This window comes from Halomonas sp. MCCC 1A11062, assembly GCF_021404355.1.
GTDB classification, from domain to species: domain Bacteria; phylum Pseudomonadota; class Gammaproteobacteria; order Pseudomonadales; family Halomonadaceae; genus Halomonas; species Halomonas aerodenitrificans.
Genome location: NZ_JABFTW010000006.1, coordinates 70978 through 88502 on the forward strand (window position 1 = coordinate 70978; position 17525 = coordinate 88502).

11 protein-coding genes are annotated in these 17525 nt (G+C 63.9%); 6 read left to right on the forward strand and 5 right to left on the reverse strand.

Annotated elements, in window-relative coordinates; genetic code table 11:
- Positions 1–139: 139 nt before the first annotated feature.
- Entirely contained in the window at positions 140–1063 is a 924-nt protein-coding gene (locus HOP58_RS08360; RefSeq protein ID WP_234260092.1) for a TauD/TfdA family dioxygenase, read from the forward strand.
- Here HOP58_RS08360 and HOP58_RS08365 read toward each other — a convergent pair whose 3' ends face one another.
- A complete protein-coding gene (locus HOP58_RS08365; protein ID WP_234260093.1) occupies positions 1064–2026 on the reverse strand; it encodes a chromate resistance protein ChrB domain-containing protein in 963 nt (320 codons plus the stop codon). It abuts the gene before it with no gap.
- An 82-nt stretch (positions 2027–2108) separates the two neighbouring features.
- Here HOP58_RS08365 and chrA point away from each other — a divergent pair, with 82 nt between their 5' ends.
- The 3 genes from chrA (at position 2109) to HOP58_RS08380 (ending at position 6429) form a co-directional block, all read left to right on the forward strand.
- Positions 2109–3482 carry a chromate efflux transporter gene (gene chrA, locus HOP58_RS08370; RefSeq protein ID WP_234260094.1) on the forward strand — a complete coding sequence of 458 codons (1374 nt, stop codon included), beginning with the start codon at positions 2109–2111 and terminating at the stop codon, positions 3480–3482.
- A gap of 93 nt (positions 3483–3575) precedes the next feature.
- Entirely contained in the window at positions 3576–4451 is an 876-nt protein-coding gene (locus tag HOP58_RS08375; RefSeq protein WP_234260095.1) for a bifunctional nuclease family protein, read from the forward strand.
- A gap of 274 nt (positions 4452–4725) precedes the next feature.
- Positions 4726–6429, forward strand: a complete 1704-nt coding sequence (locus HOP58_RS08380) for a methyl-accepting chemotaxis protein (RefSeq protein ID WP_234252681.1) — start codon at positions 4726–4728, stop codon at positions 6427–6429.
- A gap of 170 nt (positions 6430–6599) precedes the next feature.
- Here HOP58_RS08380 and HOP58_RS08385 read toward each other — a convergent pair whose 3' ends face one another.
- Both HOP58_RS08385 and HOP58_RS08390 read right to left on the reverse strand, forming a co-directional pair.
- Positions 6600–8357, reverse strand: a complete 1758-nt coding sequence (locus HOP58_RS08385) for a methyl-accepting chemotaxis protein (RefSeq protein ID WP_234252682.1) — start codon at positions 8355–8357, stop codon at positions 6600–6602.
- Positions 8358–8476: 119 nt separating this feature from the next.
- Positions 8477–9292 carry an acyl-CoA thioesterase II gene (locus tag HOP58_RS08390; RefSeq protein WP_234252683.1) on the reverse strand — a complete coding sequence of 272 codons (816 nt, stop codon included), beginning with the start codon at positions 9290–9292 and terminating at the stop codon, positions 8477–8479.
- A 62-nt stretch (positions 9293–9354) separates the two neighbouring features.
- On the opposite strand from HOP58_RS08390, the gene tadA reads away from it, so the two are divergent.
- Entirely contained in the window at positions 9355–9846 is a 492-nt protein-coding gene (gene tadA, locus HOP58_RS08395; protein WP_010629751.1) for a tRNA adenosine(34) deaminase TadA, read from the forward strand.
- On the opposite strand, the gene HOP58_RS08400 is transcribed toward tadA, so the two are convergent.
- Entirely contained in the window at positions 9823–11799 is a 1977-nt protein-coding gene (locus HOP58_RS08400) for a sensor domain-containing diguanylate cyclase (protein ID WP_234252684.1), read from the reverse strand. The two genes, tadA and HOP58_RS08400, sit on opposite strands and share 24 nt — an antisense overlap.
- Before the next feature lie 9 nt (positions 11800–11808).
- On the reverse strand, positions 11809–13254 hold the full coding sequence (mltF, locus tag HOP58_RS08405; protein ID WP_267963357.1) for a membrane-bound lytic murein transglycosylase MltF: 1446 nt from the start codon (positions 13252–13254) through the stop codon (positions 11809–11811).
- A gap of 177 nt (positions 13255–13431) precedes the next feature.
- Between mltF and purL the strand changes: the two genes are divergently transcribed.
- Positions 13432–17397, forward strand: coding sequence for a phosphoribosylformylglycinamidine synthase (gene purL, locus HOP58_RS08410; RefSeq protein WP_234252685.1), 3966 nt, complete (start codon positions 13432–13434; stop codon positions 17395–17397).
- Positions 17398–17525 lie beyond the last annotated feature (128 nt).

Below are 17525 nucleotides of genomic sequence, written 5' to 3' on the forward strand. Positions count from 1 at the left end.
ATCACTTAACCAGTGAAATGTTTTTCAGCTCTTGTCGAATCCGCTTATCGTGATGTGTTAAGCGGGAATTGCCATTGGGAAACTGCCATGGCCACTGCTTGTATAGGGCAGCTCAATCCCTGAAATACGGAGAACTCTCATGCCCGAACAAGCGCCCAAGGTGAGGAAATTAAGCGGCCATATCGGTGCCGAGATCAGTGGCCTGGATCTGGCTAGACTGGACGAACGGGAGTTTAAACGACTGCATGACCTGTTTTTGGAGCATCAGGTTCTCGTGCTGCGCGACCAGATGCTGACTCGCGACCAGCATATCGCCCTCGGGAAGCGCTTCGGCGAACTCCATGTCCACCCCATGGCCAAGGGGCCAGAAGGCTATCCGGAAATATTCCCTATCGAGGCGGGGGCCAACTCCTCCAACGATCCCAAGGCGATCCGCGCAGGCAAGAAAGCCGTCAATGGTGGGCATTGGCATTCGGATGTCTCCTGCGATCCGGAGCCGCCGTTGGGGAGCATCCTCTACCTGCGCGAGGTGCCAGAATTCGGTGGCGACACCCTGTTCTCCAGCGGTTATGCCGCCTATGATGCGCTGTCGCCCGCCATGCAGAACTTCCTCGAGGAGCTGACCGCCGTGCACTCCGGGGAGGCCACCTACCGACTTCACTACGGCGATCAACGCGCTCAGGACCGCAGCCGCTTCGGCATCAAGAGCGAGACTCCCTACCCCGAGGCGTTGCACCCGGTGGTCCGCCGCCATCCAGAAACCGGGAGAAAGAGCCTGTTCGTCAATCGGGGGTTCACCCGTGAGATCGTCGAGCTGGGGCATGCGGAGAGCCAGGCCCTGCTGGAGTTTCTCTATCGTCATCAGGAGACACCGGAGTTCCAGGTGCGCGTGCAGTGGACTGCCAACACGGTGACTCTCTGGGACAATCGCTGCACCCAGCACCGTGCCGTCTTCGACTACGCTGGCCAGGTGCGACGGGGAGAGCGAGTGACGGTCAAGGGTGATCGCCCTGAGCCCGTGTTGCGACATGAGTCGCTGCCATGGGCGCTGGCGGGAGCCTGACTAGAGGCTTCCGTCAGTACTTCGGTAGGCCTGATAGAGATCATCCAGCAGCGGCCCCACATGGGCCAACAGGGTATCGTCATCCGAACAGCGTTCCCGGGCGCCGCTGAGCATCAGCTGAAGCCCGGCCGCTTCCGGCACGGGGGCGCCGCCGACATCTAGGTAGTGGACCAGTTCGCCGAGCCGGGCCAGGGCGGTATCGCCTTCCAGCGCAAAGCTCACCAGCAGTACCTCAAAGGTGACCTTGTCATCGACATGGGTGAAGGCGGCCCCGTCGAAATCGAACCCCAGCGCCTCAGGCGGGCACTCCCCCGGGGTTTCCAACCACAGGAAGCGCGCCTCGGGGTCGATAAAGCGCTGGATCAGCCAGGCTGACGCCACGCGATCCACCCACAGGTGTCGCCGCGTGGCCCACAGCCGCCCGCGATATGCTTGCCGGTCGAGGCGGGGTATCGCTGCTCGGGTGGCTTGGGGCTCGTCGGGTACGAAGCGGCGATTGAAGGCGGCTTCGGCGTCGGCCAGCGCGGCGGCGGCTTGCTCCCTTGCCGCCCCCGGGAAGAAGTCGATCTCGACGATGGCCTGAAAGCGCCGCTGCAGTTGCTGCAGGCGGCGCTGCGCCTCGCGTGCGTTGAGACGGGGGAGCTGCCGATGCCACGCGGCCAGCGGCTCCTGCAGCTCAGCATATTCCTCGACTCGCTCGAACAGTGCAGGCAATCCCTCGGTGCACGTCATGGCGGCTTCATCCGCTGCCAGCAGCAGGACTTTGCCGCCCATCTCCTCGATGGCCTCGGCCTGCTGTCGCAGCGCGATGAAGCGGTCTTCGCTGGCCGGCAGCAGGTAAACGCCATCGCGCAGCACGGCGGCCCCCAAGGCGCGAAGCGCCCGCCAGACTCGCATGCGTGGCGTGCCTGCTCTCCCGCTCAGGCTCATGACCAAAACCAGCCAGCGTCTGTCGTCTGTCATGTCATCTCATATCGTTGTACGCGTAACATGAGTGTTATACGCTCTACATCCCAATGCTGCCATCATCTTCGTGAGCGTATCCATGCCCCCTGTCAACGAAACGCCCCATCAGGTTCCCTTCCGCGAGGCCGTGATGGTCTGGCTACGGGTGGCCATGCTGAGCTTCGGCGGCCCGGCCGGCCAGATTGCGGTGATGCATCGCATCCTCGTCGAGGAGAAGAAGTGGATAGGTGAGAAGCGTTTTTTGCATGCGCTCAACTACTGCATGATGCTGCCGGGGCCGGAGGCCCAGCAGCTGGCCATCTACATCGGTTGGCTGATGCACCGCACCAAGGGCGGCCTGGTGGCGGGCAGCCTGTTCGTGCTGCCCGGCTTCATCGCCATTCTGGCGCTGAGCTACCTCTATGCCGCGCTGGGCAACGTGGGCCTGGTGGAAGGCCTCTTCTTCGGCCTCAAGGCCGCCGTGCTGGCGGTGGTGCTCCACGCCGTAGTGCGTATCGGCAAGCGGGCACTGCGTAATCGGGTAATGATCGGCCTGGCGGCGGCAGCCTTCGTGGGGATTTTCTTTCTCGAACTCGCCTTCCCGCTGATCATCCTGGGAGCCGCCTTGATCGGCTTCTGGGGCGGCAAGCGCGGCATGACCGCCTTCCAGGCGGGAGGCGGTCACGGGGAAGGTGATGCTCATGGGCTGAGCGACCGTGATTCTCTGCTCGGGGAGGGGCTGCCGGCCCATGCGCGCCCAAATCGCAGCTGGTCGCTGCGCGTCTCGGCAATCTTCCTGCTGCTGTGGCTGACGCCGGTGGCGCTGCTGCTGGTCATGCTGGGGGGCGACAACGTGTTCAGTCAGATCGCCACCTTCTTCAGCAAGATGGCGGTGGTCACCTTCGGTGGCGCCTATGCCGTGCTGGGCTATGTGACCCAGGAGGCGGTGCAGAACTACGGCTGGCTGGCCCCGGGGGAGATGCTCGACGGCCTGGGCATGGCCGAGACCACGCCGGGCCCGCTGATCCAGGTGGTGCAGTTCGTCGGCTTCATGGGCGCCTATCGCGAGGCCGTCGGGCTCGACCCCATGCTTGCGGCGACCCTGGCGGCGGTACTCACTACCTGGGTGACCTTCGTGCCCTGTTTCCTGTGGATCTTCCTCGGTGCCCCCTACGTGGAGCGGCTGCGTGACAACCGCGCTCTCAGTGCTGCGCTCTCGGCCATCACCGCCGCGGTGGTGGGGGTGATCCTCAACCTGGCGATCTGGTTCGGTCTTCACGTGATCTTTGCCGAAGTCGTCGAGCGGCATCTGCTCGGGGTGCGCCTGCTGATTCCGCAGTTCGGCACGCTGGATCCTCTGGCCCTGCTGCTGGCCGCCGGCGCCATGGCCGCCATCTTCCACTTCAAGATCGGCATGCTCAAGGTACTGGGCGGCTGTGCGCTGTTGGGTGTGCTGTTCTCTTTGGTTTTCTAGATGCCAGCCGGAGCAGGAGGAGTAACGGCATGGCGGGCCGGCGCCATGGGTGCCATGCTGAACCCATGACCTGCAGCCTTGCCGGAGAAATCTATGTCGTTGCCAAAACTCGGGAGTTACCTGCTGTCGTTGCTGTGCGGTGTCGCGCTGCTGGCGGCCTCGATGGGTGCCGCCAGCGCACGGGAGCTTGCTGCCGAGATTGGCGAGATGGTCGAAGTAGAGATCGCCACGGTGGGGGTGGCCGGCTTCGGCGGCCCGCCCGTGGTGCTGCTTCGGGAGCCGGGGGCTCGCGAGGTGATCCCCATCTTCATTGGCGTCAACGAGGCTGGTGCCATCCTGCGCGGCCTCGCCGGAGAGCGTTCGCCGCGGCCCATGACTCACGACCTGCTGAGCGATGTGCTGGGTGAGATGGAAGCCACCCTGGAGCGTGTGTATGTCGATGCCATCGTCGACCACACCTTTCTCGGCATGCTCGAGCTGAGCCTGCCGGGGCGCGACGAGCGGGTGCGTATCGACAGTCGCCCCAGCGACGCCATCGCTCTGGCCATCCATGCCGGGGCGAGTATTCATGTGGCACCTCAGGTGCTCGAGGCGGCACGGGACATCGAGTACGAAGGTCTGGACGATCAGGTGGTGGTGGCGCTCGGTATCACCGTGGCGCCGGTCACTGCCGATCTGCGCGAAGCGCTGGGGTTGCCCGACCAACCTGGCGTGCTGGTCAGTGACGTGCGTGGCCCAGCGGCCGACGCCGGCCTGGAGCTGGGCGCGCTGCTGCTAGAAGTGAACGGTGAGGTGCCCGAAACGCCGCTGCGCTATCTCGAACTGGTGCGCGACACGGCCGTGGACGAAGACGCCCGGCTACGCTACTGGCAGCAAGGCGAGGAGTACGAGATCGAGGTCACCACCGACGTGCCGCCGCGTGAGCCCATGCCGAGGCCCAGGCAGGACGTGCCTGGTATTCGTACATGAGACCTTTAAAGAAACCTTTCAGGTGAATTATAATGCTCTAATTATAATTAATTAAATTCTCCTAAAGTTACTTATACTGAGGCCGTTAAGTGTATTGAGGCCGCAGTTTTCTTCATTGGATATTCCGCTCAGGTGAAGCATGAGTTAGAGCTTTTGCCCTTTGTGATGGCATCGCCAAATCAGTTGTGACGCTTGTTGCTAGAGCGCTGCCCTGAAGGAATGGCTCATTGAGGAAATTGTCGGCTGTGTGTACGACATAGACACGGAGACGGCAATGACGATTACCATAAAAGCAAGACTCATCATGTTCAGCATCATGTTTCTTGCCTTCCTGCTGCTGGTAAGTGGGTTTGGACTAAGTGGCATGAATACCAGCAATCGGGCCATCCAGACCGTATACGAAGATAGGCTCATTCCCACTATACAGCTAACTCGAATAGACGAGCTCATGCGTGAGAATCTCATTGCCATGAGCCAAATGGTGCTGAATGATCCCCGCTTGGAGCGAGGCGGTGAAGAGGCCCGTTCATTTGGCGACATACAAGCCGACATAGAAAACAATGCCGAAGAGATAGACGTCACTTGGCAAGCGTTCACCGCGCATCGACTGACAAATGAAGAACGTCAGCTCGCTGAAATGTTCGAAACCCGTCAGGGAGAATTTGTTGCCACAGGGCTCGAGCCAGCACTGGAGTATTATGCGGATGGTGATTTTTCGGCCGGTAATCGCGTATACCAGCAGCTTACGCTCCCTCTCTTCCAGGCTGCCAACGATGTGGCTCATGAATTGATCGACTTGCAAGCGGCAGTTGCTCAGGATGAATTTTCCAGCGCCCTGGATTATTACGTGTTCGAGCGAAACCTCATCATTGGCGCCTTTCTTCTCGCTTTGCTGGTTTCGGTTGGCATGAGTTGGTGGTTGATTCGCGCCATCGGGCAGCCGCTCAAGCGCATGATGGAGCATTTTTCGCTCATGGCCAAAGGCGATCTCAGCCAGCCTATCGTGACCGGCGCGAAGGACGAGGTAGGGCTTGCCTTGAGAGCACTGGCTGACATGCAGGAACAGCAGCGCGAGCTGATCGTCTCGATCCAGCAGTCGGCAGGAAACATAGCCACGGGCTCAGGGCAGATAGCCTCGGGAAATACCGATCTTTCCCAGCGAACCGAAGAGCAGGCTTCCAGTCTGCAGGAAACCGCAACCAGCATGGAGCAGGTTGCCGCTACGGTTAAGCAGAATACCGAGCATGCGGCCCAGGCTAACCAGCTGACCCGCGAGGTGAGCCAAAGTGCCGAAACCGGGGGTGAAAAGGCCGACTTGGTGGCGGGAAAGATGCGCGAGCTCAACGAGAGTTCGGAGAAGATCAGTGGCATCATCGAAGTCATAGATGGCATTGCTTTCCAAACCAATATCCTCGCCCTCAACGCCTCGGTGGAGGCGGCTCGTGCCGGCGAGCAGGGCCGTGGTTTTGCCGTCGTTGCGCAGGAAGTACGCAATCTGGCTCAGCGCTGTGCCGATGCGGCGCAGGAAATTCAGTCACGGGTGGATCAGAATGCTGGGATCGTCAAGGAAGGAAGCCTGCTGGTCGATGAGGCGGGTACGGCGATGGATGAGATCGTGACAGGCGTAAAGCGCGTGACCGAATTGATGGATGAAGTGGCACGCGGCTCTCAGGAGCAGAATGCTGCCGTCGAGCAGGTGAGTGTAGCGGTGAATCAGATGGACCAGGTGACCCAGGACAATGCGGCTCTGGTTGAGCAGACGGCCAATGCCTCGGCGTCATTGGAGCAGCAGGCGAGGGAGCTGAGCGAAGCGGTGGCGTCCTTCAAGATTCATCGACAGGACATGCGCCAGGCTGGCATCTCAGGTCGTATCGTTGCCAAGAGTAAGGCTACCCTGGTCGCGCCACCCGCTGAGAGTCATGACCCCCGGCCGAGTCAGGCGAAGCGACAGATGGAACCGGAGTGGGATAGTTTCTGACACGCTGGTAATGCGTGCTCCTCAAGATGGGAGCTCGCTTGCGCCGTTCAATGTCCTGTCGCCGCCAGAGTCTGCCAGGAACAGCCGGGAGCGGTCTTTGCGGAGCAACGGGCAGTGCAAGTGACTGGCCAGGGCGGGCATTAGCCCGCCCTGGCTGCTGTTGGACCGACTCAGAAGGTTTCCCACTCCTCATCGGCCTGGCGTGCCTGGTGCGGCTTGGGATCTGTGGCAGGGCGAGGCAGTGCGGCACGCGGCTTGGCCGCTGTGGCAGGCCGTCGCATCGCAGCTTGAGCATGACCATCTTCGCCGAGTACGAAGGTGCCAATCAGCTCGCTCAGGTGCTGAGTGTGGCGTCGCATCTCGCCGGCGGTGGTGCTGGTGTGCTGCACCATGGCGGCATTCTGCTGGGTCATGGTATCCATTTCTGCCACGGCAACGTTGATCTGGCCGATGCCGGCGTTCTGCTCCCGGGCCCCGGCGCTGATCTCGGCAATGACGTCATTGACCCTTGCGACGCTGGTAACGATCTCGCGCATGGTCTCGCCGGCACGCTGAACGATGGCGCTGCCGTCGCGGGCATGGCTCACGGAAGTGTCGATCAGAGCGCGGATTTCCCGGGCGGCTTCGCCCGAACGGCTGGCCAGTGAGCGGACTTCCTGGGCCACCACGGCAAAACCGCGACCGTGCTCACCGGCCCGTGCCGCCTCGACCGAGGCATTCAGCGCCAGAATGTTGGTCTGGAAGGCGATTCCGTCGATCAGGCCGATGATCTCGGCGATACGCTGCGAGGAGGTGTCGATGTCGCTCATGGTGCGCTCGACCTGCTGCATTGCGGCTTCCCCTTCGCGGGCGACCTGGGAGGTGGCAATGACCAACTGATTGGCCTGCTCGGCCGACTCGGCGCTGTGGTTCACCGTGGCAGTAATCTCCTCCATCGAGGCGGAGGTCTCCTGCAGGTTGGCGGCGGCCTGCTCGGTACGAGTGGCCAGCTCGTCGCTGCCCTGGGCGATTTCCTCTGCGGCCTGGTGCACGCTGGTGGTGCTGCGCCGCACGTCGCGCAGGGTCTCCTGCATGCGTGAGACGAAGGCGTTGAACTGGGCGGCCAGCTCGCCGATCTCGTCGCGGCTCTCGATTTTCAGACGACGCGTCAAATCGCCCTGGCCCTTGGCGATGTCGCGCATGGCCTCGGCGGTGCGGCGGATGGGCTGCACGGTGCGACGTACGAGCCACACCGAGACCGCTGCTACGATGATGAAGATCGCAAGTCCGGTGAGGGTGGAAATCACGATAGAGCGACGCAGCTCTGCCGCTGCCAGCACTCCGGCTTCGGCCATGGAAGCGTCGATGTCGGTGATATAGACGCCGGCACCCAGCATCCAGTCGAACTCGGGCACGTTAGTGGCATAAGAGTACTTCGGCTCGATGTCGTTGGTGCCGGGATACTCCCAAGGGTAGGCATAGAAGCCGCCACCCTGCCGCGCGACGTCGATCAGATCGCGAATGATGTAGGCGCCGTCCGGTGCCTGAACGCCGAGCATGTTGGTGCCTTCGCGGTGGGGCATGGGGGCGGTGGCGACATTGAGCCCGTCGTACTGGTAAGCGAAGACGTAGTTGTTACCTTCGAACTGGATGGCGCGCACGATTGCCGCGGCACGCTCGCGCTTCTCGCCATCGCTCAGGCTGGCATCCTGCAGGATGGGTCGTATGGCCGTGCGGGCGCTCTCGACGACGTCGCGAACGCCGGCTTGGCGAGTCTCGATCAGCAGCTGTCGCTGGCGGTCTAGCGCATCCTGGCTGCTCTGGATGCGGCTATAGGCATCCAGGGCCACCAGGCCGACGGTCGTCAAGAGCAGCGGAACAAGTACCAACAGCAGGATACGGGCCTGCAGGCCCAGCGCAGAGGAGGCTTTTATGGCCGATTCTTTCATGTTTATGATCTCGGGACTAAGTAAGGCTTGTACGGGAGGCAAGCACTTACTTACATCGGCCGAAAACCATGAAACTTGACGCTAAAATGTTCTTAACCTTAGTCGTAATGTTCTTAACTTTAGTTGTGTAGCCGGGTCAGCCCCTCCTGGGCGGTGGAGGCGACCAGCCGGCCGCTGCGGTCGTAGATACTGCCGCGGGCGAACCCTCGGGCAGCGCCGGCCCAGGGGCTGTCCATGTCGTAGAGCAGCCAGTCGTTGATCTGCACATCGTGGTGGAACCACAGCGCGTGGTCGAGGCTGGCGATCTGCAGTTTGGGGTCGCGGAAGGTGATACCGTGGGGCACCAGCGCCGTAGTCAGCAGGTTGAAGTCGGAGCTGTAGGCCAGCAGGTAGCGGTGCAGGGCAGGATCGTCGGGCAGCTCGCCGGTGAGACGGAACCACAGCCGTTTGCGTGAAGGCTGCCCCGGCTCGGCTTCGTCGCCCAGGTGCAGGAACTCGATGGGGTGACCGGGAAAGCGCTCCAGGCGGGCGCTGGGGTCCTGGGCCAGGGCCTCGGGCGTTGCCAGTTGGGGCATCGCCATCTGGTGCGCCATGCTCTCTTCGCGGCCATGAAAGGAGGCGCTGCAGAAGAAGATCGGGCGCCCCTTCTGAATGGCGGTGACACGCCGGGTGGTGAAGCTGGCGCCATCGCGTACGCTGTCGACCTGATAGACTACCGGGCGGTGAGGGTCGCCTGGACGCAGGAAGTAGCCATGCAACGAATGCGCCTGGCGCGAGGCATCTACCGTGCGGGTGGCCGCCGAAAGCGCCTGGCCGAGTACCTGGCCGCCGAACAGCTGTGGCAGACCCAGGTCCTGGCTGCGGCCGCGGAACAGGTTCTCCTCGATCTCTTCCAGGCCGAGTAGGGCGACGAGCTGGTTCAGGGCGTCGGACATGTGGCTTCCTCAGGGCGTATCATACGATTGTTTCAGGCATCAGCATAACGGAGTCCACGCCGATGCGCAGTGACGAATTCTACATGCATCGGGCGCTGGACCAGGCCCGTGAAGGGCTGGCGGCCGGCGAGGTGCCGGTGGGGGCGGTGGTGGTGAGCCCGGCCGGAGAGATCGTGGGAGTGGGCTTCAATGCGCCCATCTCGGGTCACGATCCCAGCGCTCATGCCGAGATTCGTGCCCTGCGCGATGCCGCCCGGCGGCTGGGCAACTATCGTCTGGATGGGTGCACGCTCTACGTCACCTTGGAGCCCTGCCTGATGTGTACCGGGGCGATCATCCATGCGCGCATCGCCCGGCTGGTCTACGGGGCGGCGGAGCCGCGCACCGGCATGGTCGAATCGAAGGCCAACCTGTTCGCCCAGCCCTGGCACAATCATCGGGTCACGGTTGAGGGTGGCGTGCTGGCCGCGCGCGCCGCCAAGCTGCTCAAGGCCTTCTTCGAGGCCCGGCGAGAGCGTGACGAAGCGGCATCAGGCCCGCTCGGCGATCACTAGTGGCGGAGCCGCCTTGACCCGGTTGCGGCCCTCGGCCTTGGCGCGATAGAGGGCGTCGTCGGCGGCCTGCATGATGACGGCAACGTCCAACGGGCCGTCGATCAGCGTGACCACGCCTATGCTGGCGGTCAGAGGTTGGCCGTCATGGTGCAGCAACTTGGCATCCACGAGATGTCGGCGCAGCGTATCGGCGATGTCCAGCGCCTGGATGGCATCGACCTGTGGCAGGCAGGCGACGAACTCCTCGCCACCGTAACGGGCGAACAGTCCGCCTTGCGGTTCGATCAGCTCGCGCCCTATCTGGCCCAGTTCAATCAGGTAGCGATCTCCCACCAGGTGGCCCTGGTGATCGTTGATGTGCTTGAAATGATCCACATCGCAGATCAATACGCTCAGCGGACGCTGTGCTCCATTGGCCTCGAGCGCCTCCATGAACAGGCGCCGGTTGGGTAGTCGTGTCAGTTCGTCATGCCGGGCAAGCCACTCGACCTCCTCCTGAAGTTGGCTACGCATGCGAATTTCGCGCCGCAGCACCCGGTTGGTGTCGCGTACCCGCCGATGCTGGCGTGCCAGGCGGGTGTAGCCGTGCAGCACCAGGTAGAGCAGATAGGCCAGGGTAAGCCCGGTGATCAGCGTGACCACCGGGTGGCGCGGCAGGCGCTGCAGCAGCTGGGCATGACTGGGTTGGACGCTGAGCAGCAGCGGTGTGCCTGCCACGTCGAGCTGTGTCTGGTGGTGCCAGGGCGCGAGCCGTGTGTCAGGCATTCGGTTGGCCAGGATTTGCTCTCCCTGGCTGAGAACCAAGCCAAAGTGACGGCCATCTACCTCACGAAACAACGCCTCGGCCAGCATCGGTAGCCCGATGACCATGGCGACGGCGCCGAGAGTACGCTGCCCATCAGTGGGAATCGGCAGGTAATGAATGATGCCGGGTACGCCCTGCAGCAGCATGATTACGTCGGTTCGGCCGATGCGCTGTTCGAACAGCGCCCGGTTCACGGCCTCGCGCCCGGCGGGCTGTACATCGAAGAGGCGCGCACCTAGCACTTGAAGGTTGATGTCGCTGGGTGGGTAGACGCGAGTAAGGCGACTGTCGGGATCGATGAAGGCGATATTGAGCAGATAGCGAAAATCGCGATGATACAGCGTTGCCTGGCGCGACCATTCTTCCTGGCTGGGAGGCGCATCGAACAGCGTCCAGACGTTGGCGAAGCGCTCCACCGCCGTCAAATGATCCTGAATTTCACGCGTGAGGCGCTGGCCGAGCTGCCTGGCTTCCGCCGCGACGGTGCCGTGCAGCTCCCGCTCGGTCACGTTTTTCTGGTGATACCACAGCAGCAGCACGGCCAGCACGAGAGCCAGAGAGGGCACCAGAGCCCGCCTGAGTGGAGCGGCGTGAAGTCGCCAGCCCGGCAGCGCAGCCACGCTCAGACCGGCCAGCAGTAGCCCCAGGGACAGCGTGGTCCAGAGGCCGGCTGCCATTCGCAGCAGTGGCGCCTCCGGAGCGGCAGCGTCGAGCAGTCCTTGTGCACTCAGCAGCACGGCCATGACCAGCAACAGCGGGCCGCCCAGCGTGGACTGAGAGTGGGTGGCGATGAGTACGGCTACGAGAATCAGGCTCAGGGTCGTCAGTAAGGCCGGACGCCATACCTCCAGCGTCAACCCCTGGGCCAGACCGTGGCTCATGGCGTCCCAGCTTTCCAATGTCACCCAGTATTCCGGCAGGGCATAGCTGGCCAGGGCCAGGGTCAGCGGCAGCATCACGGCACCTACCACCCCCTTGGCCAGCGACCGCCCACCCAGCAGCATCATCAACTGAGCCAGGATGAGCAGTCCGGCAAGGCCCAGCGTGACGATCTCGTGCAAGGGGGCCTGGTCGCCGCCCACGCCGACGAGCCCCAGGGTAAGGGGAACGAATGCCAGGCTGGTCAACAGGGTGGCATGGCGGGACATGGGTACCCTCTACTGGTGGAGGGGGGAGATGATATCGAACAACGGGAATTCCTCATCCACGCCATTTGGCGCTTCGTTCAACTGCAGATACTGCTGCTGGCTGCGGTCGACGTACGACAGGATCTCGTAGTAGCGGCGAATGTTGCGCACGTAGATCACCGGCTCGCCGCCCCGCGCATAACCATGACGGGTCTTGCTGTGCCATTCGCGCTTCTGCAGCAGCGGTAGCGCCTCGCGTACGTCTTCCCAGCTGTTGGGGTCTCCACCCAGTTCCTCGGCGATACGGCGGGCATCGTACAGATGCCCAAGCCCGACGTTGTAGGCTGCCATGGCCATGTAGAGGCGGTCGTCTCCTTGTATCGACTCGGGCAGCCGATCCTTTAACTGACGCAGGTAGCGTGCCCCACCGTCGACGCTCTGCACCGGATCGAGGCGGTCACTCACGCCCATCTCACCGGCGGTGGGCAGGGTCAGCATCATCAGCCCCCGCACGCCGGTAGGCGAGGTGGCCTCGGGGTCCCAGTGCGACTCCTGATAGCCCAGCGCAGCCAGCAGCTTCCAATCGAAGCCCGTGTTACGCGCTGCTTCGCGAAACAGCTCGGCATAGGTGGGCAGGCGCTCGTTGAGGTGCGCGATGAAGACCCGCGCGCCGACGTACTCAAGGTAATCGTCATGGCCGAAGTGCCGGGCCACCAGTTCGTCGAGCACGCCTGCCTGTTTCAAGCCGTACAGGAAACGGTTGGCCGCCTGTTGCAGCCCCAGGCCGCCGCTGGCAGGAAAGGCCCAGGCCATGGAGAGTGGCTTGCCCAACGGAAAACCTCGCTCCACGCCGGGGAAGAAGATCCGGTTGATGCGGAACTGATGCTCGAAGACCACGGCGGCATCCAGGTAGCCACCTTCCACCTGACTCAACAGCTCGGCGACTTCCACCTCCGAGGATTCGCGCCACCCGAGCTCCGGATGTTCCGCCTGCAGCTCGCGCAGCACGCGATCGGTGCCCGAGCCGCGGATGGTGCCGATGGTCAGGCCGGCGAGAGCTTCCGGGTCTTTCACCGGCGGCAGGCCGCGACGATAGACCAGCAGCGGTTGCAGGTCGAGGATCGGGCGACTATAGATAAGGTCGGGTTGAGTCAGATCCAGTGGCAGGGCCGCCGCCGCCAGATCGCCCTCCTGACGCACCGCGTCCAGCGCGCTTTGAATGTGGTGCCGGGCATCCAGTGTCAGGCTGACGCCGAGATACTCGGCGAAACGGCGCATCAGCTCGTACTCGAATCCGGTCGGGCCGTGACGCCCCTCGTAATAGGTGGTTGGCGTATTGCGCGTATGGATGCTTATGAAGTCGCGCTCGCGCACCTCTTCCAGCAGTCCGCTGACAGGCTTGAAATGGCGGTAGGGGGTCAGGCACAGGACGACCCCCAGCAGCAGTATGGCGGCCAGGCGCAGACGGCTCAGCAATATACGATTCGCGAACTCGGGCATTCAGCTGACGATCGGCGATGAGAGCTTCACGATAACGGCCCGAGACACGGCTGTCATCCGCTGCATTTCGTCTGCCCGCTGCTTTCCAGTATCATAGCGCCTTTCTTCGCCGCCGCGCGGCCCTTCCTCCGCTTGCTTCAGAGGCTTCAAGACATGCTCGAACTTCGAGGCGCGCCTGCCCTTTCCGCTTTCCGTCACGACAAGCTGCTGGCTGCCCTGCGCGCACGGGTTCCCGAGGTCGAGTCCCTGCACGCTTCCTACGTGCACTTCGTGGATATCGACGGTGAGCTATCCGACGATGAACGGAGCCTGCTCGGCCAGTTGCTCGACTATGGCATCAAAGACGACGGCGTCAAAGACGGTGCCCAGGGAGATGCCGACGGCCAGCTGTTCCTGGTGGTGCCGCGTATCGGCACCCAGTCGCCGTGGTCGTCCAAGGCCACCGATATCGCCCGCAACTGCGGCCTGGCGCGGGTGCGCCGCCTCGAGCGGGGTGTCGCCTATCGCGTAGCGCTCAAGGCGCCGATGTCGGAAGCGGCCTTCATGGCGATCCGCGAGACTCTGCACGACCGCATGACTGAGAGCGTGCTGGTCGATGCCTCCGATGCCGCCCAGCTGTTCGCCCATCACGAGCCGGCCCCGCTGGGGCGGGTGGACATTCTCGAGGGCGGCCGGGCGGCGCTGGAGCAGGCCAACGTCGCGCTGGGTCTGGCCCTGGCCGAGGACGAGATCGACTACCTGGTCGAGGCGTTCCGCGAGCTTGCGCGCAACCCCACCGACGTCGAACTGATGATGTTCGCCCAGGCCAACTCCGAGCACTGCCGGCACAAGATCTTCAACGCCGACTGGGTGATCGACGGCGAGGCGCAGAGCCATTCGCTGTTCAAGATGATCAAGAACACCTATCAGACCTCGCCGGGCGGCATTCTCTCCGCCTACAGCGACAACGCCGCGGTGATCGAGGGCAGCGAGGCGGGGCGCTTCTTCGCCGCCCCGCTGACCGGCAAGGCCGCCGAGCGTGCCGTTTACGCCGCGCATCGCGAGCCGATCCATATCCTGATGAAGGTGGAAACCCATAACCATCCCACCGCCATCGCGCCCTATCCGGGGGCGGCCACCGGCGCCGGCGGCGAGATTCGCGACGAGGGGGCCACGGGCATCGGCTCCAAGCCCAAGGCGGGCCTGACCGGCTTCACCGTGTCCAACCTGCGCATTCCCGAGTTCGTCCAGCCCTGGGAAGCCTTCGACTACGGCAAGCCCGAGCGCATGCAGTCGGCGCTGGCCATCATGCTCGAAGGGCCCATCGGTGGGGCCTCGTTCAACAACGAGTTCGGCCGCCCCAATCTGACCGGCTACTTCCGCACCTACGAGCAGGACACCCTGGGTGCCGGCGGCATCGAGCGGCGCGGCTATCACAAGCCGATCATGCTCGCCGGCGGTTACGGCAACATTCGCGATGGCCACGTCCAGAAGGGCGAGATTCCGGTCGGCGGCAAGCTGATCGTGCTGGGCGGCCCGGCCATGCTGATCGGCCTGGGCGGCGGCGCCGCCTCGTCGATGGCCTCCGGCACCTCCAGCGCCGATCTCGACTTTGCCTCGGTACAGCGCGACAACGCCGAGATCGAGCGCCGCGCTCAGGAAGTGATCGACCGCTGCTGGGCGTTGGGCGAAGCCAACCCCATCCGCTTCATTCACGACGTCGGCGCCGGCGGGCTCTCCAATGCCTTGCCGGAGCTGGTCAAGGACGGCGGGCGCGGCGGCCTGTTCGACCTGCGTGCGGTGCCCAACGCCGAGCCGGGCATGAGCCCGCTGGAGATCTGGTGCAACGAAGCCCAGGAGCGCTACGTGCTGGCGGTGGCGCCCGAGGATCTCGACACCTTCGATGCGCTGTGTGCCCGCGAACGCTGCCCCTACGCGGTGGTCGGCGAGGCCACCGAGGCGCATCACCTGGAGGTGCGCGACGGCCACTTCGAGGCCCAGTCCATGGCCAGCAAGCCGGTCGACCTGCCGATGAGCGTGCTGTTCGGCAAGCCGCCGAAGATGCAGCGCGAGTTCCAGCGCCAGTCGCTGGAGCTGCCCGGCGTGATGCTCGACAACCTCGACCTGCGCGAGGCCATGGAGCGCGTGCTGCGCCTGCCCACGGTGGCCTCCAAGAGCTTTCTGATCACCATCGGCGACCGCTCCATCACCGGCATGGTGGCCCGCGACCAGATGGTCGGTCCGTGGCAGGTGCCGGTGGCCGACGTCGCCGTGACCACGGCGAGCTACGACACCCATGCCGGCGAGGCGATGGCCATGGGCGAGCGCCCGCCGGTAGCGCTGATCGATCCGGGCGCCAGCGCCCGCCTGGCGGTAGCCGAGACCATCACCAACCTGGCAGCCGCGCCGATCGCCAAGCTGTCCGACATCAAGCTTTCCGCCAACTGGATGAGTGCCGCGGATCACGTCGGTGAGAACCAGGCGCTGTTCGATGCCGTTCACGCCGTAGGCATGGAGCTGTGCCCGCAGCTCGGCATTGCCATTCCGGTGGGCAAGGATTCCATGTCCATGCGCACCGCCTGGCAGGCCGAGAGCGACAAGGGCGAGAGCGAAGAGAAGAGCATCACCGCACCGCTGTCGCTGGTGGTCACCGGCTTCGCCCCGGTCACCGATGCGCTGAAGACCCTGACGCCGCAGATCAACCTGGAGCAGGACGAATCCGATCTGATCCTGATCGATCTGGGCGGCGGCAAGAACCGTCTGGGCGGCTCGGCGCTGGCGCAGGTCTACGGTCAGCTCGGCAACGAGTGCCCCGACCTCGACGATCCCGAGGATCTCAAGGCGTTCTTCGCCGTGATCCAGGGGCTCAACGCCGACGGCAAGCTGCTGGCCTACCACGACCGCAGCGACGGCGGCCTGCTGGTCACGCTGCTGGAGATGGCTTTCGCCGCCCATGCCGGTCTCGAGATCAAGCTCGATTGGCTGATCGACGAGCCGACCCAGGCGGTGGATGCGCTGTTCGCCGAGGAGCTCGGTGCGGTGATCCAGGTCAATCGTCAGTACACCGAAGAGGTGTTGGCCCAGTTCGCCGCTGCGGGTATCGAGACCTGTGGCGTCATCGCCCGGCCGCGCTACGATGACCAGGTACGCGTGACCCTGTTCGAGGAGCCGCTGCTCGAGACCACCCGGCTGCTGGCCCAGCGTACCTGGGCCGAGACCAGCTATCGCATGCAGGCGCTGCGCGACAACCCCGACTGCGCCAAGAGCGAGTTCGACGGCCTGCTCGACGGTCGCGACCCGGGCCTCTCGGCGAGCCCCGCCTTCGACGTGAACGAGGATGTCGCGGCACCCTTCGTCAACACTGCACGCCCGGCGGTGGCCATTCTGCGCGAGCAGGGGGTCAATGGCCACCTGGAGATGGCCTGGGCCTTCCACCACGCCGGCTTCGAGTCGGTGGACGTGCACATGAGCGACATCCTCGCTGGACGTGTCGATCTCGCCTCGTTCAAGGGGCTCGTCGCCTGCGGTGGCTTCTCCTATGGCGACGTGCTGGGAGCTGGTGGCGGCTGGGCCAAGTCGGTGTTGTTCAACCCGCGGGCGCGGGAGCAGTTCGCGGCATTCTTCGAGCGCGACGACAGCTTCGGCCTCGGCGTGTGCAATGGCTGCCAGATGTTCTCCCAACTGAAGGAGCTGATTCCCGGCGCCGACAGCTGGCCGCGCTTCGTGCGTAACGAATCCGAGCAGTTCGAGGCTCGGGTGGCGATGGTTCAGGTGGAGCAGAGTCCCTCGATCCTGCTTGCCGGTATGGAAGGCTCGCGGCTGCCGATCGCCGTGGCTCACGGCGAAGGGCGCGCCGAGTTCCGCGACAGCGCCCACCTGCGCAGCATGCAGGGCAGTGCCCAGGTTGCCCTGCGCTATGTCGACAACTATGGCCAGGTTACCACCCACTATCCGTCCAACCCCAACGGCTCGCCTTCCGGCATCACCGGACTCACCACGCCGGATGGACGGGTGACCATCATGATGCCGCACCCCGAGCGTGTGGTACGGGCGGTCACCAACTCCTGGCGGCCTGCGGAATGGACCCGCGACGGGGCCTGGATGCGGCTGTTCCGCAATGCCAGGATATGGCTGGGCTGATCTTGCCCCGGTCTCGAATGGGAATCGAGGCGGGCAAATGAAAGAGGCGGCCTCGGGCCGCCTCTTTGCTTCATGCTGTTCTGGCTGATCCCTGCCTTGGCCTCACAACTCCGAGGGGCGGGATTGAC

Bases quoted from the DNA above. Each gene is read 5' to 3' on its own strand.
- HOP58_RS08375 (WP_234260095.1), top strand. From the start codon at position 3,576: ATGTCGTTGCCAAAACTCGGGAGTTACCTGCTGTCGTTGCTGTGCGGT.
- HOP58_RS08365 (WP_234260093.1), bottom strand. From the start codon at position 2,026: ATGACAGACGACAGACGCTGGCTGGTTTTGGTCATGAGCCTGAGCGGG.
- purL (WP_234252685.1), top strand. From the start codon at position 13,432: ATGCTCGAACTTCGAGGCGCGCCTGCCCTTTCCGCTTTCCGTCACGAC.
- HOP58_RS08360 (WP_234260092.1), top strand. From the start codon at position 140: ATGCCCGAACAAGCGCCCAAGGTGAGGAAATTAAGCGGCCATATCGGT.
- tadA (WP_010629751.1), top strand. From the start codon at position 9,355: ATGCGCAGTGACGAATTCTACATGCATCGGGCGCTGGACCAGGCCCGT.
- HOP58_RS08400 (WP_234252684.1), bottom strand. From the start codon at position 11,799: ATGTCCCGCCATGCCACCCTGTTGACCAGCCTGGCATTCGTTCCCCTT.
- HOP58_RS08385 (WP_234252682.1), bottom strand. From the start codon at position 8,357: ATGAAAGAATCGGCCATAAAAGCCTCCTCTGCGCTGGGCCTGCAGGCC.
- HOP58_RS08380 (WP_234252681.1), top strand. From the start codon at position 4,726: ATGACGATTACCATAAAAGCAAGACTCATCATGTTCAGCATCATGTTT.
- HOP58_RS08390 (WP_234252683.1), bottom strand. From the start codon at position 9,292: ATGTCCGACGCCCTGAACCAGCTCGTCGCCCTACTCGGCCTGGAAGAG.
- chrA (WP_234260094.1), top strand. From the start codon at position 2,109: ATGCCCCCTGTCAACGAAACGCCCCATCAGGTTCCCTTCCGCGAGGCC.